31 protein-coding genes are annotated in these 25,883 nt (G+C 72.1%); 17 read left to right on the top strand and 14 right to left on the bottom strand.

Translation table 11 applies throughout. The features are described from left to right. The first annotated feature begins 69 nt into the window (after nucleotides 1–69). The 5 genes from EBO15_RS15160 to EBO15_RS15140 all read left to right on the top strand — a co-directional run bounded on the left by EBO15_RS15160 (nucleotide 70) and on the right by EBO15_RS15140 (nucleotide 3,745). Nucleotides 70–576, top strand: a complete 507-nt coding sequence (locus EBO15_RS15160) for a PaaI family thioesterase (RefSeq protein WP_233616201.1) — start codon at nucleotides 70–72, stop codon at nucleotides 574–576. Nucleotides 577–650: 74 nt separating this feature from the next. Next, nucleotides 651–2,354, top strand: a complete 1,704-nt coding sequence (sppA, locus tag EBO15_RS15155) for a signal peptide peptidase SppA (RefSeq protein WP_122195029.1) — start codon at nucleotides 651–653, stop codon at nucleotides 2,352–2,354. After that, entirely contained in the window at nucleotides 2,339–2,830 is a 492-nt protein-coding gene (locus tag EBO15_RS15150) for a flavin reductase family protein (protein WP_122195072.1), read from the top strand. The genes sppA and EBO15_RS15150 overlap by 16 nt, the downstream gene beginning before the upstream one ends. Nucleotides 2,831–2,922: 92 nt before the next feature. Continuing rightward, the gene (locus tag EBO15_RS15145) at nucleotides 2,923–3,255 is read left to right on the top strand and encodes a cupin domain-containing protein (RefSeq protein WP_122195028.1); all 333 of its coding nucleotides are present in this window, start codon (nucleotides 2,923–2,925) and stop codon (nucleotides 3,253–3,255) included. A 10-nt stretch (nucleotides 3,256–3,265) separates the two neighbouring features. After that, the gene (locus EBO15_RS15140; RefSeq protein ID WP_122195027.1) at nucleotides 3,266–3,745 is read left to right on the top strand and encodes a cupin domain-containing protein; all 480 of its coding nucleotides are present in this window, start codon (nucleotides 3,266–3,268) and stop codon (nucleotides 3,743–3,745) included. Between the two features lie 46 nt (nucleotides 3,746–3,791). On the opposite strand, the gene hutI is transcribed toward EBO15_RS15140, so the two are convergent. Next, a complete protein-coding gene (gene hutI, locus EBO15_RS15135; RefSeq protein ID WP_122195026.1) occupies nucleotides 3,792–4,955 on the bottom strand; it encodes an imidazolonepropionase in 1,164 nt (387 codons plus the stop codon). Between the two features lie 175 nt (nucleotides 4,956–5,130). Between hutI and EBO15_RS15130 the strand changes: the two genes are divergently transcribed. Continuing rightward, nucleotides 5,131–6,228 carry an FAD-dependent oxidoreductase gene (locus tag EBO15_RS15130; protein ID WP_122195025.1) on the top strand — a complete coding sequence of 366 codons (1,098 nt, stop codon included), beginning with the start codon at nucleotides 5,131–5,133 and terminating at the stop codon, nucleotides 6,226–6,228. 10 nt (nucleotides 6,229–6,238) lie between these two features. Here EBO15_RS15130 and EBO15_RS15125 read toward each other — a convergent pair whose 3' ends face one another. Beyond that, entirely contained in the window at nucleotides 6,239–6,694 is a 456-nt protein-coding gene (locus EBO15_RS15125) for a MarR family winged helix-turn-helix transcriptional regulator (RefSeq protein ID WP_199744546.1), read from the bottom strand. 28 nt (nucleotides 6,695–6,722) lie between these two features. On the opposite strand from EBO15_RS15125, the gene EBO15_RS15120 reads away from it, so the two are divergent. The 3 genes from EBO15_RS15120 (at nucleotide 6,723) to EBO15_RS15110 (ending at nucleotide 9,139) form a co-directional block, all read left to right on the top strand. Further along, nucleotides 6,723–7,613: an LLM class flavin-dependent oxidoreductase gene (locus EBO15_RS15120; protein ID WP_122195023.1), complete on the top strand. Its 891-nt coding sequence runs from the start codon at nucleotides 6,723–6,725 to the stop codon at nucleotides 7,611–7,613. A gap of 128 nt (nucleotides 7,614–7,741) precedes the next feature. Beyond that, complete coding sequence (locus EBO15_RS15115) at nucleotides 7,742–8,689, top strand: threonine ammonia-lyase (RefSeq protein ID WP_122195071.1); 948 nt, start codon at nucleotides 7,742–7,744, stop codon at nucleotides 8,687–8,689. Nucleotides 8,690–8,758: 69 nt separating this feature from the next. After that, nucleotides 8,759–9,139, top strand: coding sequence for a Rid family hydrolase (locus tag EBO15_RS15110; RefSeq protein WP_199744544.1), 381 nt, complete (start codon nucleotides 8,759–8,761; stop codon nucleotides 9,137–9,139). Between the two features lie 14 nt (nucleotides 9,140–9,153). On the opposite strand, the gene EBO15_RS15105 is transcribed toward EBO15_RS15110, so the two are convergent. Beyond that, entirely contained in the window at nucleotides 9,154–11,295 is a 2,142-nt protein-coding gene (locus EBO15_RS15105; RefSeq protein ID WP_122195022.1) for a hypothetical protein, read from the bottom strand. A gap of 119 nt (nucleotides 11,296–11,414) precedes the next feature. Next, nucleotides 11,415–12,188 (bottom strand): arginase family protein, encoded by a 774-nt coding sequence (locus EBO15_RS15100; RefSeq protein WP_122195021.1) that lies wholly within the window; start codon nucleotides 12,186–12,188, stop codon nucleotides 11,415–11,417. 96 nt (nucleotides 12,189–12,284) lie between these two features. Here EBO15_RS15100 and EBO15_RS15095 point away from each other — a divergent pair, with 96 nt between their 5' ends. Continuing rightward, entirely contained in the window at nucleotides 12,285–13,229 is a 945-nt protein-coding gene (locus EBO15_RS15095; protein ID WP_158628239.1) for a LysR family transcriptional regulator, read from the top strand. A gap of 35 nt (nucleotides 13,230–13,264) precedes the next feature. On the opposite strand, the gene EBO15_RS15090 is transcribed toward EBO15_RS15095, so the two are convergent. Both EBO15_RS15090 and EBO15_RS15085 read right to left on the bottom strand, forming a co-directional pair. Continuing rightward, nucleotides 13,265–14,191: a GDSL-type esterase/lipase family protein gene (locus EBO15_RS15090; protein ID WP_122195019.1), complete on the bottom strand. Its 927-nt coding sequence runs from the start codon at nucleotides 14,189–14,191 to the stop codon at nucleotides 13,265–13,267. Between the two features lie 158 nt (nucleotides 14,192–14,349). Further along, nucleotides 14,350–14,940 (bottom strand): TetR/AcrR family transcriptional regulator, encoded by a 591-nt coding sequence (locus EBO15_RS15085; RefSeq protein WP_158628238.1) that lies wholly within the window; start codon nucleotides 14,938–14,940, stop codon nucleotides 14,350–14,352. Nucleotides 14,941–15,026: 86 nt separating this feature from the next. Here EBO15_RS15085 and EBO15_RS15080 point away from each other — a divergent pair, with 86 nt between their 5' ends. From EBO15_RS15080 to EBO15_RS15065, 4 genes are all read left to right on the top strand, one after another. After that, on the top strand, nucleotides 15,027–15,941 hold the full coding sequence (locus EBO15_RS15080; RefSeq protein ID WP_122195017.1) for a zinc-binding dehydrogenase: 915 nt from the start codon (nucleotides 15,027–15,029) through the stop codon (nucleotides 15,939–15,941). Nucleotides 15,942–16,182: 241 nt separating this feature from the next. Beyond that, nucleotides 16,183–16,776, top strand: coding sequence for a hypothetical protein (locus tag EBO15_RS15075; RefSeq protein ID WP_147481507.1), 594 nt, complete (start codon nucleotides 16,183–16,185; stop codon nucleotides 16,774–16,776). A 145-nt stretch (nucleotides 16,777–16,921) separates the two neighbouring features. Beyond that, the gene (locus tag EBO15_RS15070) at nucleotides 16,922–17,527 is read left to right on the top strand and encodes a hypothetical protein (protein WP_122195015.1); all 606 of its coding nucleotides are present in this window, start codon (nucleotides 16,922–16,924) and stop codon (nucleotides 17,525–17,527) included. Between the two features lie 36 nt (nucleotides 17,528–17,563). After that, nucleotides 17,564–17,992, top strand: a complete 429-nt coding sequence (locus tag EBO15_RS15065; RefSeq protein WP_122195014.1) for a DUF5959 family protein — start codon at nucleotides 17,564–17,566, stop codon at nucleotides 17,990–17,992. Nucleotides 17,993–18,047: 55 nt separating this feature from the next. On the opposite strand, the gene EBO15_RS15060 is transcribed toward EBO15_RS15065, so the two are convergent. From EBO15_RS15060 to EBO15_RS15040, 5 genes are read right to left on the bottom strand one after another with little or no spacing between them, the layout of a single operon-like run. Beyond that, a complete protein-coding gene (locus EBO15_RS15060) occupies nucleotides 18,048–18,245 on the bottom strand; it encodes a DUF397 domain-containing protein (RefSeq protein ID WP_122195013.1) in 198 nt (65 codons plus the stop codon). Continuing rightward, nucleotides 18,242–18,439 carry a DUF397 domain-containing protein gene (locus EBO15_RS15055; protein ID WP_122195012.1) on the bottom strand — a complete coding sequence of 66 codons (198 nt, stop codon included), beginning with the start codon at nucleotides 18,437–18,439 and terminating at the stop codon, nucleotides 18,242–18,244. The genes EBO15_RS15060 and EBO15_RS15055 overlap by 4 nt, the downstream gene beginning before the upstream one ends. Next, nucleotides 18,436–18,633, bottom strand: a complete 198-nt coding sequence (locus tag EBO15_RS15050; protein ID WP_122195011.1) for a DUF397 domain-containing protein — start codon at nucleotides 18,631–18,633, stop codon at nucleotides 18,436–18,438. The genes EBO15_RS15055 and EBO15_RS15050 overlap by 4 nt, the downstream gene beginning before the upstream one ends. Next, nucleotides 18,630–18,824, bottom strand: a complete 195-nt coding sequence (locus tag EBO15_RS15045; protein WP_122195010.1) for a DUF397 domain-containing protein — start codon at nucleotides 18,822–18,824, stop codon at nucleotides 18,630–18,632. Before EBO15_RS15045 ends, EBO15_RS15050 begins: the two co-directional genes overlap by 4 nt. Then, nucleotides 18,821–19,630 (bottom strand): helix-turn-helix domain-containing protein, encoded by an 810-nt coding sequence (locus EBO15_RS15040; RefSeq protein ID WP_122195009.1) that lies wholly within the window; start codon nucleotides 19,628–19,630, stop codon nucleotides 18,821–18,823. The genes EBO15_RS15045 and EBO15_RS15040 overlap by 4 nt, the downstream gene beginning before the upstream one ends. Before the next feature lie 126 nt (nucleotides 19,631–19,756). On the opposite strand from EBO15_RS15040, the gene EBO15_RS15035 reads away from it, so the two are divergent. Both EBO15_RS15035 and EBO15_RS15030 read left to right on the top strand, forming a co-directional pair. Continuing rightward, nucleotides 19,757–20,521 carry an ATP-binding protein gene (locus tag EBO15_RS15035; protein ID WP_325051908.1) on the top strand — a complete coding sequence of 255 codons (765 nt, stop codon included), beginning with the start codon at nucleotides 19,757–19,759 and terminating at the stop codon, nucleotides 20,519–20,521. Between the two features lie 2 nt (nucleotides 20,522–20,523). Beyond that, nucleotides 20,524–21,777 carry an SGNH/GDSL hydrolase family protein gene (locus EBO15_RS15030; protein ID WP_147481506.1) on the top strand — a complete coding sequence of 418 codons (1,254 nt, stop codon included), beginning with the start codon at nucleotides 20,524–20,526 and terminating at the stop codon, nucleotides 21,775–21,777. Between the two features lies 1 nt (nucleotide 21,778). Here the strand turns inward: EBO15_RS15030 and EBO15_RS15025 are convergent, their stop codons facing one another. Then, nucleotides 21,779–22,363 (bottom strand): TetR/AcrR family transcriptional regulator, encoded by a 585-nt coding sequence (locus EBO15_RS15025; protein WP_122195006.1) that lies wholly within the window; start codon nucleotides 22,361–22,363, stop codon nucleotides 21,779–21,781. Between the two features lie 125 nt (nucleotides 22,364–22,488). Next, nucleotides 22,489–23,259, bottom strand: a complete 771-nt coding sequence (locus EBO15_RS15020) for an SAM-dependent methyltransferase (RefSeq protein ID WP_122195005.1) — start codon at nucleotides 23,257–23,259, stop codon at nucleotides 22,489–22,491. A 216-nt stretch (nucleotides 23,260–23,475) separates the two neighbouring features. Here EBO15_RS15020 and EBO15_RS15015 point away from each other — a divergent pair, with 216 nt between their 5' ends. Continuing rightward, on the top strand, nucleotides 23,476–24,513 hold the full coding sequence (locus EBO15_RS15015) for an AurF N-oxygenase family protein (RefSeq protein WP_122195004.1): 1,038 nt from the start codon (nucleotides 23,476–23,478) through the stop codon (nucleotides 24,511–24,513). Here the strand turns inward: EBO15_RS15015 and EBO15_RS15010 are convergent. Next, the gene (locus EBO15_RS15010; protein ID WP_122195003.1) at nucleotides 24,510–25,877 is read right to left on the bottom strand and encodes a formimidoylglutamate deiminase; all 1,368 of its coding nucleotides are present in this window, start codon (nucleotides 25,875–25,877) and stop codon (nucleotides 24,510–24,512) included. The genes EBO15_RS15015 and EBO15_RS15010 overlap by 4 nt on opposite strands. Nucleotides 25,878–25,883 lie beyond the last annotated feature (6 nt).

The following is a 25,883-nucleotide window of genomic DNA, read 5'->3' as shown; positions in this document are numbered from 1 at the left end:
GCACAGTGCCCGCGCATCGCCGCCCGAATACCCTTCGGGTTGGTGACGTCCATCCCCCGGGGAGCAGCGTTGAGCGTCGAGACCGAGGCCGCGCAGGCCGCAGCGGAGGCCGTCCAGGCCGAACACGCGCGCATGTGGGACGAGTTGTCCGGCGCGGAGCTGATCCAGGCGATCGCGGACGGCCGGTTCCCGCAGGTCTCCCTGGTGGACGAGCACATCGGCCAGACGATCCGGTCCGCCGAACCCGGCCGCATCTCTCTGGAGTGGACGCCGGGCGGGCACCTGTGCAACCCCGGCGGGACCGTGCACGGCGGCTATGTCGCGATGATCCTCGACAACGCCTCGTGCCTCGCCGGGGCGTCCACGGGCGAGCACTTCATGCCGATGCTGACGCTCAGCCTGAACGTCGACTACCTGCGGCCCGTCCTTGCGGGGCGGACGTACACGGTGGCCGGGACGTGCGTGCACGCGGGCCGCACCCGCATGGTCGCCAACGCCGCGATCACCGACGCGGAGGGCCGCGTCCTCGCGCAGGCGAGCGCGTCCGTCCTGCCCAACCGCGCCTTCGCCCGCTGACCCTCCCCGCCTGGGGAAAGACGACCCGGCCGGGTGCTCGTTCGATCGGCGGGGCCGGCGCATAGGGTGGGGGGATGGTGGATCCCGGCAATGTCGTCAACGTCATCCGGCAGGCGCGCGAGCGCCGTACCGGGCCGCTGGTCCTTGAACTGGACCTGACGGACGGGATCGTCGAGGCCCCGCCCGGCGATCCGCTGTCGGCGTTCCTCGCGATGCGGCGGACGCACCTGCGCGACGTCCTCTCCGGGCTGCGCCGCGCGCGTTCGGACGCCCGTGTGAAGGCCCTTGTAGTAAAGGTCACCGGCGGTATCGGCCTGGCGCTCACCCAGGAGATCCGGGACGCGGTCGCCGCGCTGCGCAAGTCCGGGACGTACACGGTCGCGTGGGCCGAGACGTTCGGCGAGGGCGGGCGCGGCACCGTGCCTTACTACCTGGCGTCCGCGTTCGACCGGGTGTACCTGCAGCCGACCGGCGAGGTCGGGCTGACGGGCGTGGCGCTGGAGGAGCCGTTCTTCGCGGGGGCGCTGGAGAAGGCGGGCGTCCAGCCGCGGTTCGCGAAGCGCTACGAGTACAAGACGATGGCGAACACCTTCATGGAGAAGGCGTACACGCCGGAGCACGAGGAGTCGTCCCAGCGGCTCGTCGAGTCGATCGGCGAGCAGATGGCGCGGGGCATCGCGGAGGCGCGCGGGCTGACGCCGGAGCGGGTCCGCGAGCTGACCGACCGGGGTCCGCTGCTGGCGGACGAGGCGCTCGAGGCGGGCCTGGTCGACAAGCTCGGCTACCGCGACGAGGTGTACGCGCACCTGAAGGCGAAGGCGGGCGCGGACGCGCAGCTCAGGTACGTCGCGCGGTACAACCGGACGCACGGCCTCGCGAGGCGGATCCCGCACCCCGGGGGGCACGACGGCATCGCGCTGATCAACGGGCACGGGCAGATCCGGCTCGGCCGCAGCGGGCGCGGCGGGCCGCTCCCCGGGCAGAGCGTCGCGATGGGCTCGGACACGGTCGGCGCGGCGTTCCGCGCGGCGGTGAAGGACGACAGGGTCAAGGCGATCGTGTTCCGGGTGAACAGCCCGGGCGGGTCGGCGGTGGCGTCCGACGCGATCTGGCGGGAGGTCGTCCTCGCGCGCAAGGCGGGCAAGCCCGTGATCGTGTCGATGGGCGACGTCGCGGCGTCCGGCGGCTACTACGTCGCGATGGCCGCGGACACGATCGTGGCGCAGCCCGGCACGATCACCGGCTCGATCGGCGTGGTCGTCGGGAAGGCCGTGGTGAACGGGCTGCTCGACCGGATCGGGGTCGGGCTCGGCGCGGTCGAGGACGGCGCGCACGCCCGCATGTTCAGCGCGACCAAGGACTTCAGCGACTCCGAGTGGGAGCGGATCAACGCCTCGCTCGACAAGATCTACGCCGACTTCACGGGGAAGGCCGCCGAGGGGCGCGGGATGACGCGGGAGCGCGTCCACGAGCTGGCGCGCGGCCGGGTCTGGACGGGCGCGGACGCGCAGGCGAGCGGCCTGGTGGACGAGCTGGGCGGCCTGGAGCTCGCGGTCGACCTGGCGCGGCGGAAGGCCGGGTTGCCGGCGGACGCGCCGGTCCGGACGTTCCCGCACACCTCGCCGATCGAGCGGCTGCGTCCGCCGGAGTCGAGCGAGGACCGCGCGGCGGCGTCGGCGCGGTTCGACGGCTGGGGGTCGCTCGGCGGGGTCGCCGCGCGGCTCGGGCTGCCGTCCGCAGGTCCGCTCACGCTGCCGGGCAACTGGGAGATCCGCTGAACGAGGTCGAGTTCACCGAGGCCGTCGCGGGGTTCGCGACGGGGGTCGTGGTGCTGACCGTCCGGGACGAACGGGACGATCTCGGCACCACGGTCACCTCGTTCATGTCGGTGTCGCTGGAGCCGCCGATGGTCCTGGTGGGCGTGGCGTCGGACGGGTACCTCGCGGAGGTGCTGCAACGCCGTCCCCGGTGGGCGGTGACGGTGCTGAGCGCGGAGCAGCGGGCGCTCGCCGGGCGGTTCGCCGCGGCGGGCCGTCCGTCCGCGCGGATCCTGCTGGCGTCCGAGCCGCACCACCGCGGCCCGGTGTCGGACGCGCTGGTCGTGGAGTCCGGGCTGGCCGCGCTCGAGTGCGAGACGCGGCGGACGATCGAGGCGGGCGACCATCTGCTGTTCGTCGCGGAGGTGCTGGCCGCCGATTACGTGGCGCGCCACCGCTCCCCGCTGATCAGGGTGAACCGCCGCTACCTGACCTGATCCGTTCGGAGGGAAAGGGAGGTGCCGGGGGCAGCGGAAGGGAAGCATATGTCGGTACGCTCCGGGGCAGGAATCGCCCAAAGGAGTACGACATGACCTTCTCCCTCTCCGTGAGCAGCGCCGTCCTGGAGGAGGACGAGCTCGACCCCGCGACCGTCCTGGCCGGTGAGCCGCGCATGTTCAGCACGGTCCTGCACGAGGACGGAACGGTCCAGCGCGGGATCTGGGAGATCACCCCGGGGACGGTCACGGACGTGGAGGCCGACGAGATCTTCACGGTCCTGACCGGCCGCGCCACGATCACGGTCGAGGACGGGCCGACTCTGGAGGTCGGCCCCGGCGACGTGGGCGTCTTCACCGAGGGCGCGCGCACCACCTGGACCGTCCACGAGACACTCCGCAAGGTCTACCAGATCACCCTGTAGAGGACCCGCGATGACCTATCCAGAGCCCCGGTACCTGGGCGACACGGGCGAGATCAGCGCCACCTACCGGCCGGACTCCGCCGAGCCCGACTTCGTCTACGAGGCCGGCACCCGCGTCCACTACCTGGCGACGGGCGCGTCGACGAACGGGCAGTTCGGGCTGTACCGGTGGGAGATGGGCCCGAACCCGTCCGGTCCGTCGCCGCACTTCCACCGGTCGATCTCCGAGTCGTTCTACATCCTGTCCGGGACGGTCCGGATCTTCGACGGCGCGAAGTGGATCGACACGGCGCCCGGCGACTGGGTGCACGTCCCGGAGGGCGGGGTGCACGGCTTCCGGAACGAGTCGGGCGAGCCGGCGTCCATGCTGCTCCACTTCTCGCCGGGCGCGCCGCGCGAGGGGTACTTCGAGGGTCTCCCGCACCTGGGCGAGATGACCGACGAGGAACGTGTCGCGTTCTTCCTCGAACACGACACGTTCTGGGTCTGACCACCTCGTCTGACCCACCTCGTCCGACCGCCTCGCCCGGGCGGCGTCAGACGCGGCGGCCGCGCTTCCAGACGGCGGCGACCTGCGGGACGCCCGGCCGGTAGGCCAGGTGGATGTGGGACGCGGCGGACAGCGCGAGCACGTCCGCGCGCGCGCCGACGCCGAGCCGTCCGACGTCGGTGCGGCGCAGCGCCCGCGCGCCGCCCGCCGTCGCGGCCCAGACCGCCTCGGCGGGCGTCATCCGCATGTCCCGGACAGCGACCGCGATGCAGAACGGCATGCTCGAGCTGTAGCAGGACCCGGGGTTGCAGTCGCTCGCGAGCGCGACCGTGACCCCGGCGTCGAGCAGCCTCCGGGCGTCCGGGTAGGGCTGCCGGGTGGAGAACTCGACGCCCGGCAGCAGCGTCGCGACGGTCGATGAGCCAGCGAGCGCCGAGACGTCGTCGTCGCTGAGGAACGTGCAGTGGTCGGCGGACGCCGCGTCCAGTTCCACCGCGAGCTGGACGCCGGGCCCCTCGCCGAGTTGGTTGGCGTGGACGCGCGGCAGGAGCCCGGCCTTGATCCCGGCCTCCAGCACCTCGCGGGTCTGGTCGGCGTCGAACGCGCCGCGCTCGCAGAACGCGTCGATCCAGCGGGCGTGGGGCGCGCACTCGGCGAGCATGTCGCCCGCGACGAGCCGCACGTATCCCTGCTGGTCGTCGGCGTACTCGGCCGGGACGACGTGGGCGCCGAGGAAGGTGACCTCGTCGGCGTACTCCGCCGCGATCCGGACGGCCCGCTCCTCGTCCTCGACGTTGAGGCCGTAGCCGGACTTGCACTCGACGGTGGTCGTGCCCTGCCGGGCCATCTCGTCCACGAGCCGCCGGACGTTCGCGCGCAGTTCGTCGTCGGACGCGGCGCGCGTCTTCGCGACGGTCGTCCGGATTCCGCCCGCCTTGTACGGCTGGCCCGACATGCGTGCGGCGAACTCCTCGGCGCGCTCCCCCGCGAACACCAGGTGCGCGTGCGAGTCGACGAACCCGGGAAGGACGGCGCCGCCTCCCGCGTCATGCGCCCCGTCGGCCGCGGGCGCGTCGGCGGCGCCGCCGACCCAGGCGACGCGTTCCCCGTCGAGGACGAGGGCGGCGTCCCGGACGATCCCGAGCGGCCCCTCCCCCAGTCCGGGCTCGTTGGTGACCAGTTCCCCGATGTTCGTGATGACGATGCTCACCGTCCCAGCATCGCACCCGCCGCCTCGGCCGCCATCCCGCGTCCCATCAGTGAACGTCTCGTATCCGAGACATTCGGGCGCCGGTCGACGTGACCTGGGTCACCTTGGCTTGCAGTTCGTACTACGAACGATTTAATGTTCGTAGTACGAACTGAAGCACCAGGGAGTGGTTGAAATGACGGAGACCGTTGTTGTCATCGGTGGGGGATACGGTGGCGCCGCCGCCGCCAAGGCGCTGGATGAGCACGCCGACGTGATCCTGGTCGAGCCGAAGGACGCGTTCGTCCACTCGGCCGGGGCGCTGCGGTCGCTGGTGGACCCGGAATGGGCGCCCAACATGTTCTTCCGCTACGACCGGCTGCTGACCAACGGACGCGTGGTGCGGGCCCGCGCCGCCTCGGTGGACGCCCGGGGCGTGACGCTGGAGTCGGGCGAGCGGATCGACGCCGACCACATCGTGCTGGCGTCCGGTTCCGGATATCCGTATCCCGCGAAGATGCGGACGGACGTCGCGGACGAGGCGATGGCCCACCTGCGCGAGACGCACGCCGAGCTCGCCGCGGCGTCCCGGGTGCTGATCACCGGCGCCGGGCCGGTCGGCCTGGAGCTCGCGGGCGAGATCAAGGCGGTCTGGCCGGACAAGCACGTGACGATCGTGGACCCAGGCGAGCGGATCGCCCCCGCCTTCGACGACGAGATGCGCGCCGACCTCCAACGACAGCTGGACGAGCGCGGGGTCGAGATCCGCATGGGCACCGCGCTGAGCCAGGAGCCGCCGGTCGAGCCGGGCCGGACGAAGACGTTCACCGTGGACGGCATCACCGCCGACATCTGGTTCCGCGCGTACGGCGTGGCCGTCCAGACGTCCTACCTGGGCGACGACCTGGCCGCCGCCCGCACCCCGGGAGGGCGGATCCGGGTGACCGAAACCCTGAACGTGGAGGGCTTCGAGAACGTGTACGCGCTCGGCGACGTCACCGACCTCGACGAGGCGAAGATGGCCGGGTACGCGCTCCAGCACGCCGAGGTCGTGGCGGCGAACGTCGCGGCGCGGGTGCGGGGCGAGGCCCCGGTGGCGACGTACGCGCCGTCCCCGATCCCGTCGGTGCTGCTGCCCCTCGGACCGGACGGCGGCGTCGGCCAGTTCCCCACCCCGGACGGCCCGCTCGTGCTCTCCGCCGAGACGGTCTCCGAGTACAAGGGACGCGACCTGTTCATCGGCCGCTTCGTCGAGCTCTTCAACATCGAGCCCGAGCCCGAGCCTGCGGTTTAGTGGGCGTGGGCTACGGCTCGTCCATGAAGACCTCGGGGACGTGGTTCTCGTCGACGACGCGGGCGAGCAGCTCCACCAGGGCGTCGCGGTCGGCGGCGCTGAACCCGGAGGGCAGGTCCTCGACCCGGCGGCAGGTCTCGGTGTAGAAGTCGTCGGCGAGCGCGGCGCCGGCCTCGGTGAGCGCGACCCGGACGGCGCGGGCGTCCTCCGGGTCGGGCTCGCGGCGGACCAGGCCGCGCCGGGCGGTGCGGTCGACCAGGCCGGTCAGGCTGGACTTGGCCAGGCCGAGCATCGACCCGAGCTCGCCCATCCCGATCGGCCGGAGCATCAGGACGCAGAGCAACTGCCCCTGCTGCGGCGTCAGACCGTACTCGCGCGCGGCCCCGGCGTACACGGCGTTCACCAGAAAGGACGAGCGGACCAGCGCGGTCGCGACCGCCATCCGCTCTCCCGTTGCCTTTCCCATACCGACACCCTAGCTCGAAGGAAATACGATGCGTAATTCGCGGAACGAACTTGTTTTCGGCCTCGGGCTCTCCTCGGCCGTGCGGACCACCCGGCAGATGCTGGAGCAGGCCACCCGGGCCGACCGCGACGGGCTCGACATGGTCAGCGTCTCCGACCACCCGTACTACGCCGACCGGCTCGACGCGTACGCCACCGTCGGGGTGCTGCTCGGCCGCACGGAGCGGCTGTCGGCGTTCGCGAACGTCTCCAGCCTGCCCGTGCGCCCGGCGCCGCTGCTCGCCCGGACCCTCACGTCGCTGTCGGAGCTGTCGGACGGGCGCGTGATCCTCGGCCTCGGCGCGGGCGGGCTGTGGGACGAGGCGGCGCGCATGGGCGTCGAGCGGCTCACGCCGGGGCAGGCGGTGCGGGCGTTCGAGGAGGCGTTCCAGGTCGTCCGGGCGCTGTCGGGCGGCGGCGGTCCGGTGACCTTCGACGGCGAGTTCTACCAGGTCAAGGGCCTGGAGGCGGCCGCCGCGCCGACGCCGCCGATCTGGACGGGGTCGAACGGGCCGCGGTCCCTCGCCGTCACCGGGCGGCACGCGGACGGCTGGATCCCGGGGCACGCGGCCGACTGGCTGAGCGAGCGGTACCGGTGGTCGCGTCCGCTGATCGACGAGGCGGCCGCGGCGGCGGGGCGCGACCCGTCCGACGTCCGGACGGTCTACAACCTGCCGGGGCGGATCACCGCCCGGCCGCTCGCCGCGACGCGGGACGCCGAGGGCCGCTGGATCGGCGGGTCGCCGGACCAGTGGGCGGAGGAGCTGAGCGGCGCCGTCCTGGAGCACGGCGCGTCCGGTTTCACCTACTTCGGGAGCGAGCCGGACGCCTGGGCGCGCGAGGTCGTCCCGGCGATCCGGGAGGCCGTGGCCTCCGCGTGAGGCCCGCCGCCCGCCGCACGCGCGGTCGGCCGGCGTCGAGCACGGCTGGGGCATATCAACGGGTCCGATGCGTTACAGACGAGATCGGCACTGGACCTACGGGTCGTGCCGTCGCCAGCATGGAACGCATGCGACTCCCCGTGTTCGACGATGTCCTCGCCGCCCGCGACCTGCTGTCCTCGCACCTCCCCGCGACGCCCCTGTGGTCCTATCCCGTGCTGGACGAGGCGGCGGGCGCGTCGGTGTTCGTGAAACACGAGAACACGCAGCCCACGGGCGCCTTCAAGGTGCGCGGCGGGCTGACGCTGCTCGCCGGGATGACGCCGGAGCAGCGGCGGCGCGGGCTGGTGACGTACTCGACCGGGAACCACGCCCAGTCGATCGCGTACGCGTGCGCCGAGTACGGCGCGTCCTGCACGGTCGTCATGCCGGAGTCGGCGAGCGAGGAGAAGATCCGCGCGACGCGCGGCTACGGCGCGCGGGTACTGCTGAGCGGCGCGGACATGGCCGGGGCGCAGCACGCGGCGGAGGCCCTCGCCGACGAGTTGCTGCTGGTCAGCCCCGGTGACACGGCCGAGCTGATGGCCGGGGTCGGGACCGCCTACCTGGAGGTCCTCGAGGCGCGGCCCGACCTGGACGCCGTGGTGGTGCCGGTGGGGAGCGGCACGGGCGCGGCGGCCGCGTGCCTGGTCACCGCCGCCGTCGCGCCCCGGTGCCGGGTGATCGGCGTCCAGTCGTCGGCGTCGCCCGCGGCGCACGACTCCTGGCGCGCGGGGAACACCGTGGAACGCCCCAACCGGACGGCCGTCGAGGGCCTGGCCACCGGGCGCGGGTTCGCGTTGCCGCAGCGGTTGCTGCGCAAGGGCCTCGCCGAGTTCCGGCTGGTCTCGGACGAGCGGATCCGGGAGGCGCAGCGTGTTCTCGCCTCGCACGCGCACACGCTCGCGGAGGGCGCCGGGGCGGCGGCACTGGCGGCCGTCCTCGCCGCTCCGGACGACTTCGCGGACCTGCGCGTCGCCGTCGTCTGCACCGGTGGAAACGCACCCAGATCCGAAATCGCCGGGCTTGCCGAATAGCCCCCGGATTGCCTGAGAATTTGGTAACGGGCCTGTTCGTCGTGTCGCGGCCGCCGCTACCTTCGTCCGGTGGATGAGATCGTGGGATTCGAGCCGGCCTTCGACGAGGCCCTGGCCCACCCGAAGGCCGTTCGCGTCGGGCAGTCCGTGTGGATCGGCGGGACGACGGCGGCAAACGCCGGCGGCGCGGTCGGCGGGAACGACGTCATCGCGCAGACCACCGAGGTGCTGCGGCGCATGGACATCGCGCTGCGGCAGGTCGGGTCGGCCCTGGACGAGGTCGTCCGGTTCCGCGTGTACCTCACCGACATCGGCCGCCGCCCCGAGATCGTGACGCTGCTCCGGCGGTTCTTCCCGCACCGTCCGGCGGCGACGTTGGTGGAGGTCGGCGCCCTGTTCGCGCCGGACCTGCTCGTCCAGATCGAGGCCGACGCGGTCGTCCGTCCCTGACCCGCGCCGCGCTCTCAGACGTCGAGGGCGGTCAGGAGGGTGAGGAGGCGGGCGCGTTCCCTCTCGTCCTCGCGGATCTGGTCGCCGTTGGTCCCACGGCGTGAGGCCGGGGCGTCGCCGAGCGCGCGTTCCCGCAGCTCGGGCACGAGTTCCGCGGCGTCCGGGCCGAGTTCGCGGAGCGGCTCGTCGAGCCAGCGGCCGCTTCCGAGCCCTTCGAGCCCCGCGCGGACGGCGGCGATCAGCGCCTCGGACTCGCCGGTGATCCGGTACAGCGCGAGCCCGGCGGCGAGGGCGTCGTCACGGTGGCCGACGCGCGCCCGCACCCTGCGGTCGAGTTCCCCGGCGGCGGCGCGTCCGGCACGGCCCGCGAGTTCCAGGGCCTCCCTGGTGTGCTTTCCGGCGTCCAGCGCTTCGACGGCGGCCCCGATCGCGGGGGCGGTGTCGCCCTGATCGATCAGGAGCCCGGCGGCCACGATCCGTTCCCCGATCGCGGCCGTGGGCCGGGTCGCCATAGCCCGCAGAGCGGGAAGGACGTCGTCCACGGGGAGGCCGTGGCGGAGCGCGGTCTCGAAGGCGAGCGGCGGATCCCCGCCGTCCGCGACGGCCGCCTTGGCGACGCACGCGGCGAGCTGGCCGGGGTCCCCGGTGATCGCGGCGATGGCCTCCGCGCACTGAAGGCGAAGTTTCCAGGATTCCGCCGTGTCGCGGACGCGGGTCAGTGTGGGCACCGCCTCCGACGCCGCCGCGCCGATCGCGCCGAGCGCCCGGACCGTCCACCAGACGTCGTCCGGGACGATCGGGACGAGGTCGGGCACCACGTCGGCCGCGTCCGGTCCCCAGTGGTGGACGAGCCTGGTGAGCGCGTTGATCTCGTTGTACGCCGCCACACCGGCGTAGGTCTCGCGCACCTCCCCGGCCTGCCACGCCGCGATCCGCCGCCGAACGGCCCCGAGCAGGACGTCGTCGCAGGGAACACCCGCGTCGATCAGCGTCCGCAGCGTGCCGAACATGACCTCGCCCGCGTCGAGCGCGCGGACGAGCGGCTCCCGCCAGCGCGGATCCCCGAGCGTGATCAGGACGTCGAGGGCGACCGAGAGCAGCCGATCATCCTCTGACAGGAGGCGCGGCCCGTCATCCGCCGGGACGGCGCGGACGGCCGGAAGCGCCGAGGTGATGCGGGTGGCGTGGGCGGCCAGGGTGTCTGCTGTCGACGGTGTGGCTTCTGGGACGTCCCTGGCGGCCTGCGCGGCGGCGAGGCGGACCGCGGGGTCGGGGTGTTCGACGGCCTCGACCAGCAAGGGCGCCAGGACGGCGCGGGCCGAACGCGACCGCTCGCACCGCTCGTACAGGGCGTCGACGGCGGCGCGCGCGGCCACGGGCGTCCCCGTCGCGAGGACGGTTCGGGCGAACGCGGCGATGGACGGGGCGTCGAGCCGCCGGGCGATGTCCTCGTAGGGCGTGACCGACCAGATCCAGTTCGGGTCGAGCGGGTCGCCGTTCAGCCAGCATTCGGCGAACGCCTCGTCCGACGCGTCCGTCCAGGGGAGGTCGGCGGACACGGAGGCCCAGAGCGCGGCCGCGCGCACCGTGTCGGGCCTGCCGGGCGCGAGCTCTTCGGCGAGCCATGCCGCGCTGACCTGCGGGGCGATGCGTGCGGCGGCGGCGAGCAGCCCGGCCACGATGTTCGGTTCGGGTTCGATGGCGCGGCGCGTCCGCAGCGCGGCCACCACCTGGTCGGCGGTCTCGTGCGGAAGGTTGCCGAGCAGGTGGGCGGCGGCCTCGCGGACCTCATCGTCCGGGTCGTCCAGGAGAGGCAGCAGCAGGTGGACGTCGCGGATCAGCGCGGCCTGGACGTCGGCGAGGACGTCCGCGGCCGCGTCGTCGGTCTCGGCGATCGCGCCGAGCAGGCCGACCGGGCCCGCGCGTCCCGGCGTGTCCGGGTCGACGGCGACGCGGACGAGGAACGGCACCGCATGCGGGGTCGCGGAGTACAGCGTCCCCTGGTGGTAGATGCTGCCGAACAACTCGTACAGCGCCTCCTCGCGGACCTCGGGATCAGGGTCGGTGAGGTGGCCGAGCAACTCGGGAAAGGCTTCCGCCGTACCGTACGCGTCACGAAGCGAGGCCCAGTCGACGTCGTCCAGACCGGTGGCCATCAGCGGCGCTCCTTCGTCCCGGGGGTGATCGGCCGACAGACTAGCCACGACGTCCGACAGCCCATCCCCCTCAAAACCGTCCCGGTCGAAGCCTGGGCGGCGCGTTGTCCGCGGACGGTTCAGCGGGTGTGGGACGTCACGCAGAGGCGGACGATCTCGGGGACGAGGTCGGCGAGGAGGGCCTCGTCAGCGGAGTCGGCGGGCGCGTACTCGGTGATGCCGAGCCCGACGACGCGGTGACGCGCTGACAGCTCTTCGACCTGCGACAGGAGGTCGCCCGGGGAGAGGCCGCCGGGCTCCGGAAAGCCGACCGAGGCGAGGCCGTCGAGAACGTCCAGGTCGATGTGCAGGTAGAGGACGCTGTCGCCGGGAAGGGCGTCCACGCTGGCGAACCGGTTGTCACAGATGAAGTCGCGCTCCCCCAGGTCCAGGGCGCGGACGCCGGACAGGGCGACCTGGGACGGCTTCAGGGGCGTCGGCGGAACCAGCTCTTCCGGGCCATCGCCGAGCAGCGTCCGCAGGACCATCCCGTGGAAGGCGCCCGAGGGCGACGACTCCGGCGTGTTGAGGTCGCCGTGCGCGTCGAACCACACGACGGCCAGCCGCTCACCGTGCCTCCGGGCCGCCGCGGCGACCGGCTCCAGCTCCACGCCGCAGTCCCCGCCGACGGTGACGGTCAGCCCGTCCTCGGGAAGGACGTCCCGGACGCGCGACGCCGTCTCCGCGAGCGTCGCACCTGGAGGCACATGAACCTTGGAGAAGACGACGTCCTCCCGAGCGAGGCTCGGGACGCGTCCGATCAGCCACGTGATCCAGGCCGCCCCCTCGACCAGCCTCGGCGCGGTCGGAGAAGACGATCCCTGCCACTGCGGCACTTCCACGACGGCGAGCATCGCGGCCCCTTTCCCGGATGGTGTGGCGGTAGTGTCGTCCGCTTCGTCCTCCAAGGTCCACTTAGTATTTCTGGGATGGCCTGTAAGTTCGACTTCATGTTGGACCCCACGCGCCTGCGTCTCCTGCGCGACCTCGCCGAGTACGGGACGATGACCGCCGTCGGCGAGGCCGGTGGCATGACGTCCTCCGCCGTGTCGCAGCATCTGGCGCGGCTCGAACGGGAGGCGGGCGTGCGGCTCTTCCTCCGTGTGGGACGCCGCGTCCGGCTGACGGCGGAAGGGCACCGGCTCGTCGGCCACGCGCACACCGTCCTGAACGCCTTGGACGCGGCGGAGAGGGACCTTCGGGGAGCGGGCACTCCGCGCGGCCCGGTCCACGTCGCGACCTTCGCCACCGCCGCCGGACGCCACCTGCTCCCCGCCGTCCGCGCGGCGAGGACCCGGTTCCCGGAACTGCGCGTCATCATCCACGAACACGAACCCGCCGACGCCACCGCCGCCCTCCGCGAGGGCCGCTGCGACCTGGCCCTCGTCTACTCCTACAACCTGCTCTCCGCCGCTGCCCCCGCGTCCGGGGCCACACCCCCTCCTGCCGAAGCCGCGTCCGCGTCAGCGCCCGCGCCGGACGGGCTGAGCGGTCGTCTCCTGTACCGGGAGCCCGTCCTGGTCGCGCTGCCGTCCGGCCACCCTGCCGCGTCAACTGCCGTTGACCTGCGAAAACTGTCCTCCGAGCAGTGGATCGTCGGCTCTCGGGGCACCGCCGATCATCAGCTCATCGAACGGGCCGCCGCCTTCGCGGGCTTCCTCCCGGAGACCAGCCACTCCGCGGACGACTACGCGCTCATCCTCCGGATGGTCGGGCAGGGGCTGGGCGTCGCGCTCGTCCCTGAGGGCGGCACCGAGGGCGCTCCCCCGGACGTCTTGCTGCGCCCCCTCGCGGGCCTGCCGCTCACCCGCGACATCCACGCGCTGACCCGACACGCCACCCCGGCCGTCCAGGCCGTCCTGGAACTCCTCCGCGCCCCGGCCCCCGACCGGTAGCGCACGCGTCCCGCGCCCCAGACACGGCGGGGTGGTCAGCGGGTGTGGGCGGCGATGTGGGCGTGGAGAGCCTGGTGGCCTTCTGGGCCGGGGTGAAGGCCGTCAGTGAAGAGGGCGGGGTTGTCGCGCAGGGGTTCCCACATGTCGATGTGGTCGATGTGGTTGGTGGCGCACCAGGTGCGGATGAGGTCGTGGAGGGCTTCGGCGCGGGCGAGGGTGAAACGGAGGCGTCCGAAGGCGGCGGTGCGGGATTCGTCCAGCCAGGCCGGACCGAGGACGACGAGGCGCGCGTTGTGGTCGTGAGCCGTCGCCGCCAGGCCGGTGAGGTTGTCCGCGACGGACGCGAGCCAGTCGTCGTGGCGCGGCGGTAGGGCCGAGTCGTTGATGCCCGCGGCGACGATGAGGGTGTCCGGAAGGCGGGGCGGGAGGAGCGCGGGGAGCTGTGCGCGGACGTCGTCGAGGGTGCTGCCGGGGATGGCGACGTTGAAGACGCGGTGGTCGAGTTCGTTGGCGGCGATGTGCGCGGAGGCGAGGCGGGCGGCCCATCCGCCGTCGGGGTCGCAGCGTCCGTAGGCGATGCTGTCCCCGGCGATGACGATGCGGGCGGCGGCGCGCAGGGGCTTCGCGTCCAGGTAGGCCCAGGCGGTCGCGCCGGACGTGAGGCGGACGCGGCGGCGGACGTAGTCGTCGACCTCGTAGGCGTCGGCGGCGGCGAGGTCCGCGTCCGTGAGGCGCAGGACGGCTCCTTCGACCTCGGCGCCGATCTCACGCGCCAGGGTCAGGTGCACGTCGAGACCGCTGGTCCCGATCACGGACGGATCGGTGATCCGCAGCGGCCGCGTCGCGTACCCCGCGAGAGCCGCCGCTTCGCTCGGAACGGGCCCTCCGAACAGCGCGCTCTGCACCTGCTCGTCGAGCAGCGTGCCGAAGGAGAACAGGGCGTGCGGACGGGACGCGCTCACGGGGACCTTTCTGCCAGAAAACGACCAGGTCACCCTACCGATCCCAACCCCCACGCCCCTCAGCACGGACGGGCGTCGCGGGCGTCGCGCGGGTGGCCCTCACTGCGGTCGCCCGCCGCGGGCGAGGACGTCGGGTCGGGGACGGGCGGGAGGGGGCGTTAGTAGGCGGTGGCGGTGGCGTCGTGGAGGCGGGCGGCGGCCAGGAGGAGGATCGCGGCGGTGCGGGCGTCGCGGGCGGCTTCGCCGGAGTTGTCGACCAGGCCGCGGGCCTTGACGCCGTCGTAGAGGACGAGGAGCTGGCGGGCGAGGCCGGCGGGGTTCGTCGCGTCCGCTTCGGTGGCGAGGCGTTCGAAGAGGTCGCGCATGCGCTGGTCGTGGGTGGCGAGCGCCGCGTGGGCGGGGTGCTCGGTGTCGAGGAAGGACGCGGCGCTGTTGACCAGGATGCAGCCGTGGTAGGCGGGGTCCGGGAGGTGCGCGGCGAGGAGGTCGAAGGGGGCGAGCAGGCGGCGGGCGGGGTCCCCGGCGCGGCGTTCCAGTTCGGCGTCCAGGTCGGTGAACCAGTCGTCGCAGGCGGCGGTGAGCATGGTGCCGATCAGCGCGTCCTTGGACTTGAAGTGCGCGTACACGGTCGGCTTGGCGACGCCCGCACGCTCGGTGACGGCGTCGATCGAGACGCCGTAGCCCTCGGCGTAGAAGAGCTCGCGCGCGGCTTCCAGCAGTCGCTCGCGTGCGGACGGTCGGGGTGACATGGCGGCCATCCTAACCGGTTAGTTCAGTCTGCTAGCGTTCCCTACTGAACTAACTGGGTAGTTAGATTTCCCCTCAAGGAGTGTGCATGCGCGCCCTGGTCTATGACCCCACCACCGCCCATGGCGTCCGTTTCGACGAGATCGACGAGCCGCGTCCGGGGCCGTCCGAGGTACTGATCAGAGTTGAGGCGGCGTCGCTGAACTTCGGCGAGCTCGCCTTCGCGGAACGGCAGCTGCGTCCCGGCGAGGTCTTCGGCAAGGACGCGTCGGGCGTCGTCGTCCAAGCCGCCGCCGACGGCTCGGGCCCCGCGGAGGGAACGCGTGTCGTGTCGTTCGCTGGGACGGGAGGCTGGGCACAGCTCCGCGCCGCCGATACCGCGAACGTGGCGGTCGTCCCCGACTCCATCGATCTGGGCGAGGCCGCCGCGGTCCCCGCCGCAGGCGTCACCGCACTTCAGGCGGTGCGGAGGCTGGGTTCGGTGCTCGGCCGCCGCGTCCTCGTCACCGGCGCGTCCGGCGGCGTCGGCCGCTTCGCCGTCCAGCTCGCCGCCCAGGCGGGAGCGCACGTGATCGCTTCAGTTGGTGCTCCCGAGCGGGCGGAGGGCCTCGAGAAGCTGGGCGCGGCCGAGATCCTCACGGGCTCGGCGCTGCCGGACGCCCCGGTCTACGGCGTTCTCGACAACGTCGGCGGACGCCTGCTGTCGGGTGCCTTCGCTCTCCTCGAACCCGGCGGCGTCCTGCTGTCGATCGGCTGGGCGTCCCGCGAGCCCGACGTCCTCCACCTCGAAGAGGCCCGCATGCGCGGCGGTCACGGCCGCCTCGAGCCGTTCGCCGTCTCCGCGCCCTTCGCCGCCGACACGTCCGACCTGCTCCACCTGCTCGAACAGGGCCGGCTCGACCCCCAGATCGGCTGGCGCACCCCCTGGGACCAGGCGGAGCAGGCGGTGGAGGCCCTGCTGACCCGCCGTATCCAGGGCAAGGCCGTCCTCGACCTCGTCTGACCCACACGAACAGGGCCACGCCGAGGAGATCCCGTGAGCGGTGCGGATCACGACCAGCGGTGAACATGTTCACCGGGAAGTGGCGTCCGCTCAGTGATACCTCGGCGTGGCCAACGTGAGCCACGGCTGCGTCCGCGCGATTCCGGGTGACACACAATGATCCTTCGGCATCGCCCGACGCGGCGACGTCACCGGCACAACGCGCCCCCTCCCCCGGACGGACGGTCGATTGGGTGAAGTCATGGCACCGATGGCAACGCGGCAGCGCCCGCCGCTGAAATCGGTCATCGCGCTGGCCGGAGCCTTGCTACTCGCGGCCGCCGTCGCCGCGTTCGTATGGTGGCCGCAGAAGCACCGTCCCGCCGTCCACCCGGCGGCGGGGGTGACCTTCACCGGCGAGGGTGACTCCCGGCTGCGGCAACGGGTGTCGGACGTCATTGAGCGATTGCGGCAGCGCGACGCGTCCGGGATCGCCGAGTTCGACGTGGACCTGACGACTCATCGCCGGTCACCCGACGGCGAGGCGGGCGCGCAATGGCTCATCACCCATTTCGCCACGCCACTCCAGGGGCCCGTCCAGGCCGAGATCCGCCAGGACGAGAACGCGGGACTCGACTGGTACGCCTGCATCTCCTACGGCCACGACCAGCGAAAACTCCGCCTCGACTTCGTCACCTATGGAAAGAAGGGAGTGTGGCCCGACCCCAACGGAGGGGACAAGTACGCCTTCCCCGTCCACGTCTACAACGAACTCGCCGGACGAGGCCCGTACCCGAACAAGCCCATGACAGGCCTCTTCTGCAACGAGGGCGAGAGCCTCCCGCCCGCCCAGTAACCCCAGTCCCCCGCCCACCCAACAACCACCCCGTCCGCGCTCGCCCGCCGTTCCTCACACACGTGAGACCTCACGCCCAGACCCCCCGCCAGGGCATCATGATCGTTCGCGGTCGCCGCCATGCCCATCGTGAGGAGAGCGCCGGTTGAGCACGCCGTTCACCATCCTTCGCGAGCAGAGCCCGGGTCGGGTCCGCGCCATCGTCGACCATTTCGCCGATCGCGTGCGCTTGGCGGCCTACAGCGACGGGACGCCGTGGGAGGTCTACTCCGACCACAGAAGGGACCAGCAGATCGCTCGCGCCCATTTCGCGGAGCTGGCCTGGCGGTCCGCCACGCTACCGCCGAGGTTGCGCAGCGACTACGTCGCCCCCCTGTACGTGGACCACCACAAGCTCGTCAACTGGTCACGCCTGTCACGCAATATCAAAGGCGCTGACGTGCTGCCGGTCGCAAGCGTGTCACTCACCGCGCCGCTTCCGGCCGAAGTGACGCAGGTCGGCTGGGGTGATGACGTAGAGGACAGCTTCTGGTCTCTTTCGTCCGACGAACCGCTCGCACTCGGCAATGGCGGCGGGTACGCGTTCGCGTCGGTCTGTCTCCTCTTTCCGCTGGATGTGGACCTGCCCGATGTCCCCGCCTCCGCCGACTCCGACGACCTGGTGTCCGTCGCCGTCGAGTACATCGAGATCCTGGTGCCCGCGCTCAACGCTGCGGTCTGCCCCGCGATCGAGTCCCTCGAACAGGGGTGACCCCTCCGACGCCCTGGCTGAAGTGGAAGGAAGCTTGTGGAACTGATCAAGTTCGATGACGGTGAGAACAGCGTCATCGTGGAGGTCGTCGCGCCCGGCCCACTCGAGACTCTCGAGGTCCGCATCACGGCGACCAGCGAGTTCGCTCACGGCCACTTGGACGAGGTGCACCTCCTCAGAGAGGACCTGGACGAGTGGGCGGCGATCCTGGACACCCTGGCCGCCGGGGGCTCTGGGGCGTGGATGGAACAAGGACGCGGTCCGCAGATGACGATCGTCCCCGTCGAGGCCGGCGACCCGTCCGGCCCCCGCACATGGACCGAGGTCACCGTCACGGACGCCGTCGCGTCGCTCACCTCGGTGACGCTGCCGATCCGCCTTCCCGATGACTGGATCGAGGACCACCGCACCAGGCTCGAACTCGCCCGAACGCTGATAACGCCAGCACAGCCATTCAACGTTTGACTCGGCTTGCGTCGCGCGTGCGTGCGTTCAGCGCTGCCTAGGCGTCCGGGATGCCTCAAGCACCCGAACCTGGACCGTTCTCGCGCTTCACGCCAGCCAGCAGATCAGCGAACGTGTCGCGCGAGAGCGTGAGATGACCGTCCTCAAGAGCCTTGCTGTCGCGGACGCCAAGACCCGCGTTCAGGCGGGCCAGCTCCACGCAGTCTGAGTTCTCACCAAGGCTGTAGGTGGACTTGCGCCAGTTGGGGGTCATGCCTCCGACTGTGCTCCGCGATCCGTCCCCATACAAGTGACCAGGTCGGCGAATGCGCTGGGAGTCAGGTTCAGATGACCGGCTCCGGGAACTTTGCTGTCGCGGACGGCCACATTGCCGTTCAGTGCTGCAAGCTCCACGCACTGTCCACCGGCTTCATCACTGTGCGACGACTTACGCCACCGAGTGCTCATGTGGATGAGTGTGAACGCATTTCCTGCTTCAGGCCAGCGAGCAGGGTGGCGAACTCGCTGCGCGGGAGGACGAGGTGACCGGCCTGGGAGGCCTTACTGTCGCGAATGCCCAGGCCAGTCGGCAGCCGTGCCAGCTCGACGCAGTCGGAGTTCGAGTCGTGGCTGTGGCTGGACTTGCGCCAGTTGGGGGTCATGCCTCCGACTGTGTGCCGCGCTCCGCCTTCACGCAAGCGAGCAGGTCGGCGAATGCGGCGGGGGCGAGGTTCAAGTGACCGGCCCCTGGGGCCTTGCTGTCCCGGACGGCCACCTGCTCGCGCAATGCGGCCACTTCCACGCACTGTCCACCGGCGTCATCGCTGTGCGACGACTTGCGCCATGAGGTCACTTCACCAGTCCCATCGTGTGCTCGATCAGGGCGTATGACTGACTCTCGGAGAACGCTCGCGCATTGATCTCGTTGAGGCGAGCGCGAGCCTCCTGCACTTCGGGCCTACGATCGTAGAGCCTACCCATACGCCCCGCTTCGAGATAGGCGATCTCCGCGTCCCTCGAATTCATGATCGAAAGGGATCCGGGGATCGACGACCAGCCCGCCGAGACGGGAAGCACCCGAAGGCTCACGTTCGGCCGTTGGGAGATCTCCAGCAGGTGGGCGAGCTGCGCTCTCATCACCTCGCTTCCGCCCACCTGCCACCAGAGCGCCGGTTGGGCGAGCACCATCCACAGCTTCGGGGGGTGCGGGCGGGTGAGGATCTCCTGGCGGGCGAGGCGCTTGGTGACCTCGGCTTCGACGTCCTCCACGACTCCGCCCGCCTGGAACAGGGCGCGCATGTAGTCCTCGGTCTGGAAGAGGCCGAAGACCAGGTCCGAGTTGAAGCCCTCGATCGTCTCGGCCTTGCCCTCGTGGTCGAGGTAGGCGCCGAGCCTCGTGTGGTCGTGGCCGTCCGTCGCGTAGTCGTGGAGGGTCGCGAGGAGGGCGCCGGTGTTCCACGCCTCGTCGAGTGCGACGAGCTCGGGACGGCGCGGACGGCGGCGGCCCGCCTCCCAGTTCGAAACATGTGAGCGCGAGACGTTGGCTGTGCGCGCCACCTGTTCGCACGTCCAGCCGTGCTGAACGCGGAGTATCCGCAGCTGAACGGCTATGAGGTCCCACGTCGACGCCTGTGGGTCGAGTGAATCCAGGCCGGCCATGGGCCCCGCCTCCTTGTCCGGACGGATGTTTCAGTACATCCGAATGCGTAATCACCGTAAGCACGGAGGGTCACGCTCGTCTGGAAGTTACAGAAAGAGGCGACAGCGGGACGGTGGGTGATCGGAATGGGTGGGCGTGCGGGTGATCTTCCGTATGGCGGGGCTTGTCTGTGGGAGCTTCCGCCGGACGCGTTGGGGGCGGGGCGGGCTCGGGGGGTGGTCGAAGCAACCATGGCGGAGGTGGGCTTCGACGCCTCCCTGGTGGAGGACGGGGTGCTGGCGGTCAGTGAGCTGGCCACGAACGCGTACCGGCATGCCGGGGGTTCCATCGAGCTCTGGGTGTGGGCTCGGAGTCGGCCTCGGTCGGAGCTCGTCGTCTCGGTCTTCGACGGGAATCGGGCCGCCCTGCCCGCGGTACATGGCGGGGAGTTGCTCGACGAGAGCGGGAAGGGGCTGGGGATCGTCGCGGCGGTCGCTTCGGGGTGGGGGTGCCATCTGTCGCGGTCTCGGCTCTCCCACGCGCCTGTGGTGGGGAAGGCCGCCTGGTTCACCTTGCCGTTGCCGGAGCGGTGGCCTCGGCCTCCGTGGCGGGTGGCGCCTAGGATCGCGGCGCGGCGGCTGGTGGACGCGCTGGCGGCTCGGGGGCTTCGGGCCGAGTGGTCCAGTGACGGGGCGGTGTCGATCGTCTCGGTCGGCGGGCTCAACGTGTGGGTCTGTCCGCTGACGTTCTCGTGGCGGGGGCCGCAGGGGGTGTACGTGCGGCATCCGCTGATCGATCTCCAGGAGGCGGCGGAGCGGGTCGTGCAGGCGGTGGAGGCGGGGGTTTGCCCCACCGGGAAGTGTGGGGGTGGCTGCGATGTCTCCGGGGTGGGCGGCGCGGTGGAATCCTGATCATGAATTCATCGATAGTGCGGCGGGCACGCCTGCCCCTGGCGGGGGCGGTCGTCCTCGCGTTGGCCGGCGGGACGGCGGTCGCCCAGACGCCGGACAAGGCCGCGCCCAGCTGGACGCAGAGTTGGGGCGCGGCGATGCAGCGTCCGATCGCCGGGGACGAGGACTCCGGGCAGAACTGGTCGACGCAGGGGTTCTCCGGGCAGTCGCTCCGGCAGGTCGTGCGGCTGAGCTCCGGCGGAACCCGGCTTCGGGTCCGGGTCTCCAACCTGTTCGGGAAGTCCCTCCTCAAGGTGGACGGCGCGGCCGTCGGACGGTCGGCGGGCGGCGCCAAGGTGTGGCCGGGCACCAGCGTCCCGCTGACGTTCGGCGGACGGACGGCCCCGGTCGTGCGGCCGGGCGCGGAGGCGCTCAGCGACCCCGTGAAGCTCTCGACCGTGCCGCTGGAGAAGCTCGCGATCACGCTGCGTTTCACAACCCCGACCGGGCCGGCGACGTTCCACCGGGTCGGCGGGCGGGCCTCGTTCCTCGCGCAGGGCGACCATGTCGGGGACGTCGGGTCCGACGCGTACACGAAGACCACCGACTCGTCCTACTACCTGTCCGGGGTCGACGTCTCCGGGGGCCGGAGCACCGGGACGGTCGTGGCGTTCGGGGACTCGCTGATCGACGGTGTCGGGGCCAGTGGCGCGGACTCCACGCTCCCCGCCCTGCTGGCGGCCCGGCTCGGCGGGACGGTCGGCGTCGCGAACACGGGCATCGGCGGGAACCGGCTGCGGTACGACTCGGCGTGCGCCGGGGAGAAGGCGCCGGCGCGGTTCCAGCGGGACGTGCTCGACCGTCCGGGCGTCCGCTCCGTGATCCTGCACCTGGGCGCTAACGACATCCGGGAGACGCCGGGCGACCCGTGCCTCGTCCCGGGCGGCCCGTCGACGGCGCAGCAGGTCATCGACGCGCAGCGGCAGCTGGTGAAGGCGGCGCACGCGCACGGGATCAAGGTCGTCGGGACGACGATCCTGCCGATGCGGGGCGCGCTGTTCCCCGTGTGGTCGCCGACGGTCGAGAAGACGCGGATCGCGATCAACAAGTGGGTCCGGACGAGCGGGACGTTCGACACCGTCCTGGACGTCGACCGGGTGATGGCCGACCCGGCCGCCCCCGACCGTCCGCGGCTCGCGTACGTGTACGAGGACGGCCTGCACCCGAACGACACGGGCTACCAGGCGATCGTCCGGGCGCTCCGGCTCCCCCGCTGAGTCAGGCGGACACCGGAACGGCGGCGTTGATGAGCTGCTCGGCGGTGAAGTGCGCCTTGTCGAAGGCGGCCTCGACGTTGCCGAGCGAGTTCGTGGTGATCGCCCCTTCGTAGACGAGAAGCAGCTGGTCGGTGAGCAGTTCGGGATCGGCGGTCCCGCTCTCCTCGGCCAGCTGGAACACGCAGTCGCGCAGGGCGGCCTTGTACGCGTGGACGATCGCGCGCGCGGGGTGGTTCGGCTCGGCGAGTTCGGCGAGGGCGTTGACGAAGGAGCAGCCGCGGAAGCGGGACTCCGACGACGCCCAGCCGCTGAGCGCGTCGAAGACCGCGAGCAGGCGGCCGCGGGAGTCGCCCGCGGCGTCGATGGCCCGCTGGAGGCGCAGCTGCCAGCGGGTCTCGCGCCCTTCGAGGTAGGCGATGATCAGGGCCTGCTTGCCGCCGAAGTGCTTGTAGAAGGTCATCCGCGCGACCCCGGCGGACTCGATCACGGCGTCCACGCCGGTCGAGTTGATGCCGTTCTCGTAGAAGAGCTCGTCGGCGGCGTCGAGGATGCGGCGGCGGGCGGGGGGCTTGCTGTCGTCGGCCATGGGCCAGGACTATACAGAACGTTCTATCTACCCTCAAGGGCGACATCCGCGACGTTCCGGCCGCCCGCGAAGGCGGTGGTGCTGGCGATGGTCGCGGGGCGCCGGTGGGGACGCGGCCGGGCCGGTCAGGCGACCGGGGCGACGGCGCCGAGGAGGCGGAGGCGTGAGGGCGCGAGGCGTTCGGCGGGACGCCAGTCCTGGACGTCGACGAGGCCGGGGGCGAGCAGCGGGCGGCCGCCGAACAGGGCTTCGATCTCGGCGCGCGGGCGCAGGTGGAGCGGCGCGGGCGCGTTCGCGTACGTGTCGTGGATCGCGGCGCGGAGCTCGGGTGTGGTCGATTCGTCCGTGACGTGGGAGATGACCAGGTAGCTGCCCGGCGCGACGGACGCCAGCAGGGCCTCGACCAGGTCGGACGGGCGGTCGGCGTCCGCGACGAAGTGCAGGACGGCCACCAGCAGCACGGCCGTCGGACGGCCGGGGTCGAGCATCGCGAGCGCCGGGTCGGCGAGGAGCGCGGCGGGGTCGCGGACGTCGGCGTGGACGAACGCGGTGCGGTCGTCACCCGAGAGCAGCGCGTTGGCCTGCTCCAGGACGGTGGCGTCGTTGTCGGCGTAGACGACGCGGGCGCCGGGGTTCACCGACCGCGCGACGTGGTGGACGTTCTCGGCGGTCGGCAGGCCGGAGCCGATGTCGAGGAACTGGTCGACGCCGAGCCCGGCGAGGTGCCGGACGACGCGTCCGAGGAAGTCGCGGTTGCGGCGGGGCGACTCGCGCGCGTCGGGCTCGACCTTGAGGACGGCCTCGGCGGCGGCGCGGTCGACGTCGAGGTGGTCGTGGCCGCCGAGCAGGTAGTCGTAGACGCGGGCGGGCGAGGGGCGGGCGGGGTCGGGCGTCATGGACGGTGATCCTCGCGCGCGGGCGGGACGGGCGGAGCGGGGTGGCCGGTATTGGACATCACGGCGGAAAGTGCTTGATTGCGCACCTCGCGGGGCGGGGGCGGGTGTCGGGGCGATCACGGACGGTTGACCCGGTGGCGGGCGGTTCCTAGGTTGACCGTGAAAGAAAGATTCGGTCACAACGGGCACGACGTCACTCATTTACCGAGGGCGGGGATGACTGTCACGGATCTCGATTACGAGAAGGCACTGAGAAGGCTGTCCAAGGCGTCCGCCGAAAAGCACTGGGAACCGTTCCGCGACATTCCCTGGGACGATCCCGAGTACGCGATCGACCCCGCGGATCCGCGCTGGGAACTGCCGCGCGCCGATCCGCTCGCGGCCCATCCCTGGTACCGGTCGCTGCCGTCCGACGAGCGGGCGCGGCTCGGGCTGTACCGGCAGGCGAACGTCGCCAAGGTCGGGATGCAGTTCGAGAACCTGCTGAACAGGGGGCTGCTGGCGTTCGCCTGGCGGCTGCCGAACGGGTCGGCGGAGTTCCGGTACGTCTACCACGAGATGATCGAGGAGGGCCGTCACGGGCTGATGTTCCAGGAGTTCGTCGACCGCAGCGGAATGGACGCCCCGGGAATGTCCCGCGTTCTCCGGTGGGCCGCCGAGGCCGTTCCGGTCTTCGGCGCGGTCGCGCCCGCGCTGTTCTTCTTCGGCGTCCTCGCGGGCGAGGAGCCGATCGACCACATGCAGCGGCGGGTGCTCCGCGAAAGCGAGGACGGGCATCCGCTCCTCACCCGGATCATGGCGATCCACGTCGCCGAGGAGGCCCGGCACATCGCGTTCGGACGCCGGTACCTCCGCCACCACGTGCCGCGCATGACGGCCCCGTCCCGGTTCCTGCTGAGCCTCGGCGTCCCGCCGACGGCGAAGGTGATGGCGGTCGTCGTCCTCACCCCGCCGCCGGCGATGGCGCGGCGGTTCGGCGTCCCGGGGCCGGTGATGCGGCAGGCGTACTGGCGGTCCGACGCGTCCCGGGACACCCTCGCGGACGCCGTGGCGGGCCTCCGCGACCTCTGCGCGGAGACCGGCCTGATCAACCCGGTCAGCAAACGGCTGTGGAAGGTGCTCGGGATCTGGCGCGACGGGGCGGGGGCGTCGTCGCGCCAGATCCGAGCAGCACGCCAGATCGCGTCGGCGCGCCAGGCCAGGGCGGCGAAATGGCGGAGAAAGGTGGAGAACGCTCCGCTGCCCGAGCCCTAGGCGGACGGCGGAACCGGTTCGTCGCCCGTGACGGCGGCGATGGTGTCGCGGAGCAGGGCAGGGACGTCGGGGACGAGCACGTGGCGGCCGTCCTCGACGACCTGCCGTCCCGAGACCACGACGTGCCGGACGTCGGCGGCGGTGGCGGCGAACACGGCCGTCTCCGCGGCGAACTCCGGGCCCGCGCCCGCCGTGCGGGGCGAGTCGAGCGCGATCGTGGTCAGGTCGGCGAACGCGCCGGGTTCGAGGCGTCCGGCCTCGGGCCAGCCGAGCGCGGAGTGGCCGTTCCAGGTCGCGGCGGCGAGCAGCTCGTGCGCCGTCCAGTGGCCGCGGACGCGGGTGCGGAGCCGCTCGTCCAGCTCGACGGCGCGGGCCTCCTCGAACAGGTCGATGACGGCGTGCTGGTCGGAGCCGAGGTTGACCGGCGACCCGGCGCGGTGCAGGTCGCGGGCGGGCCCGATGCCGTCGGCGAGGTCGCGTTCGGTGGTCGGGCACATGCACACGCCGGTCATGGTCGCGCCGAGCAGCCCGATGTCCTCGGGCGTCAGGTGCGTCGCGTGGACGGCCGTGGTGAGCGGGCCGAGCGCGCCGCACTCCGCGAGGAGCTTCGTCGGGGTCACGCCGTACGCCTCGAGGCACGCCTCGTTCTCGGCGGGCTGCTCCGACAGGTGGACGTGCAGGGGCGCGCCCTTCTCCTTCGCCCACGACGAGACGGCGTGCATCTGCTCACGCGGGACGGCACGCACCGAATGGATCGCCGCCCCCACGCGCGCATGAGGACGGCCGCCCTTGTCGTTCTGCTCGTAGAGGGCGTCCACGCGCCGTGCCCAGTCCCCCGCCGAACCGTCGCCGAAGCGGAGCTGGGCGCCCGCCAGGGGCTGTCCCAGGCCGCCGGTCAGGTAGCAGGTGTCGAGCAGGGTGATGCGGATGCCGGCCGCCTCGGCGGCGTCGATGAGCGCCTCGCCCATCGCGTTCGGCTCGTCGTAGGGGGCACCGCCGGGACGGTGGTGCAGGTAGTGGAACTCGCCCACGCAGCTGATCCCGGCCAGCGCCATCTCGGCGAACACGGCCGTGGCGAGCGCGCGGTAGGAGTCCGGGGTGAGACGCTCGGCGACCTTGTACATCGTCTCGCGCCACGTCCAGAAGGTGCCCCGGTCGGCCTGGACGCGGCCGCGGAGCGCTCGGTGGAAGGCGTGGGAGTGCGCGTCGGCCAGGCCCGGGAGGGTGAGGCCGCGCAGGCGGGGGGCGTCCGGAGGGGCCGGGACACCGCGCGTGATGCCGCTGATCCGCTCGCCGTCGGCCTCGATGAGGACGTCGGCGGCGACGCCGTCTCCGAGCCAGGCGTACTCGGCGTGCCATCGCATACTGAG

It is taken from the genome of Actinomadura harenae (assembly GCF_003696215.1).
In the GTDB taxonomy this organism is placed as follows: domain Bacteria; phylum Actinomycetota; class Actinomycetes; order Streptosporangiales; family Streptosporangiaceae; genus Spirillospora; species Spirillospora harenae.
Note: the sequence above shows the minus strand (reverse complement) of the source record. Positions and strands in the feature narration are given on the sequence as shown.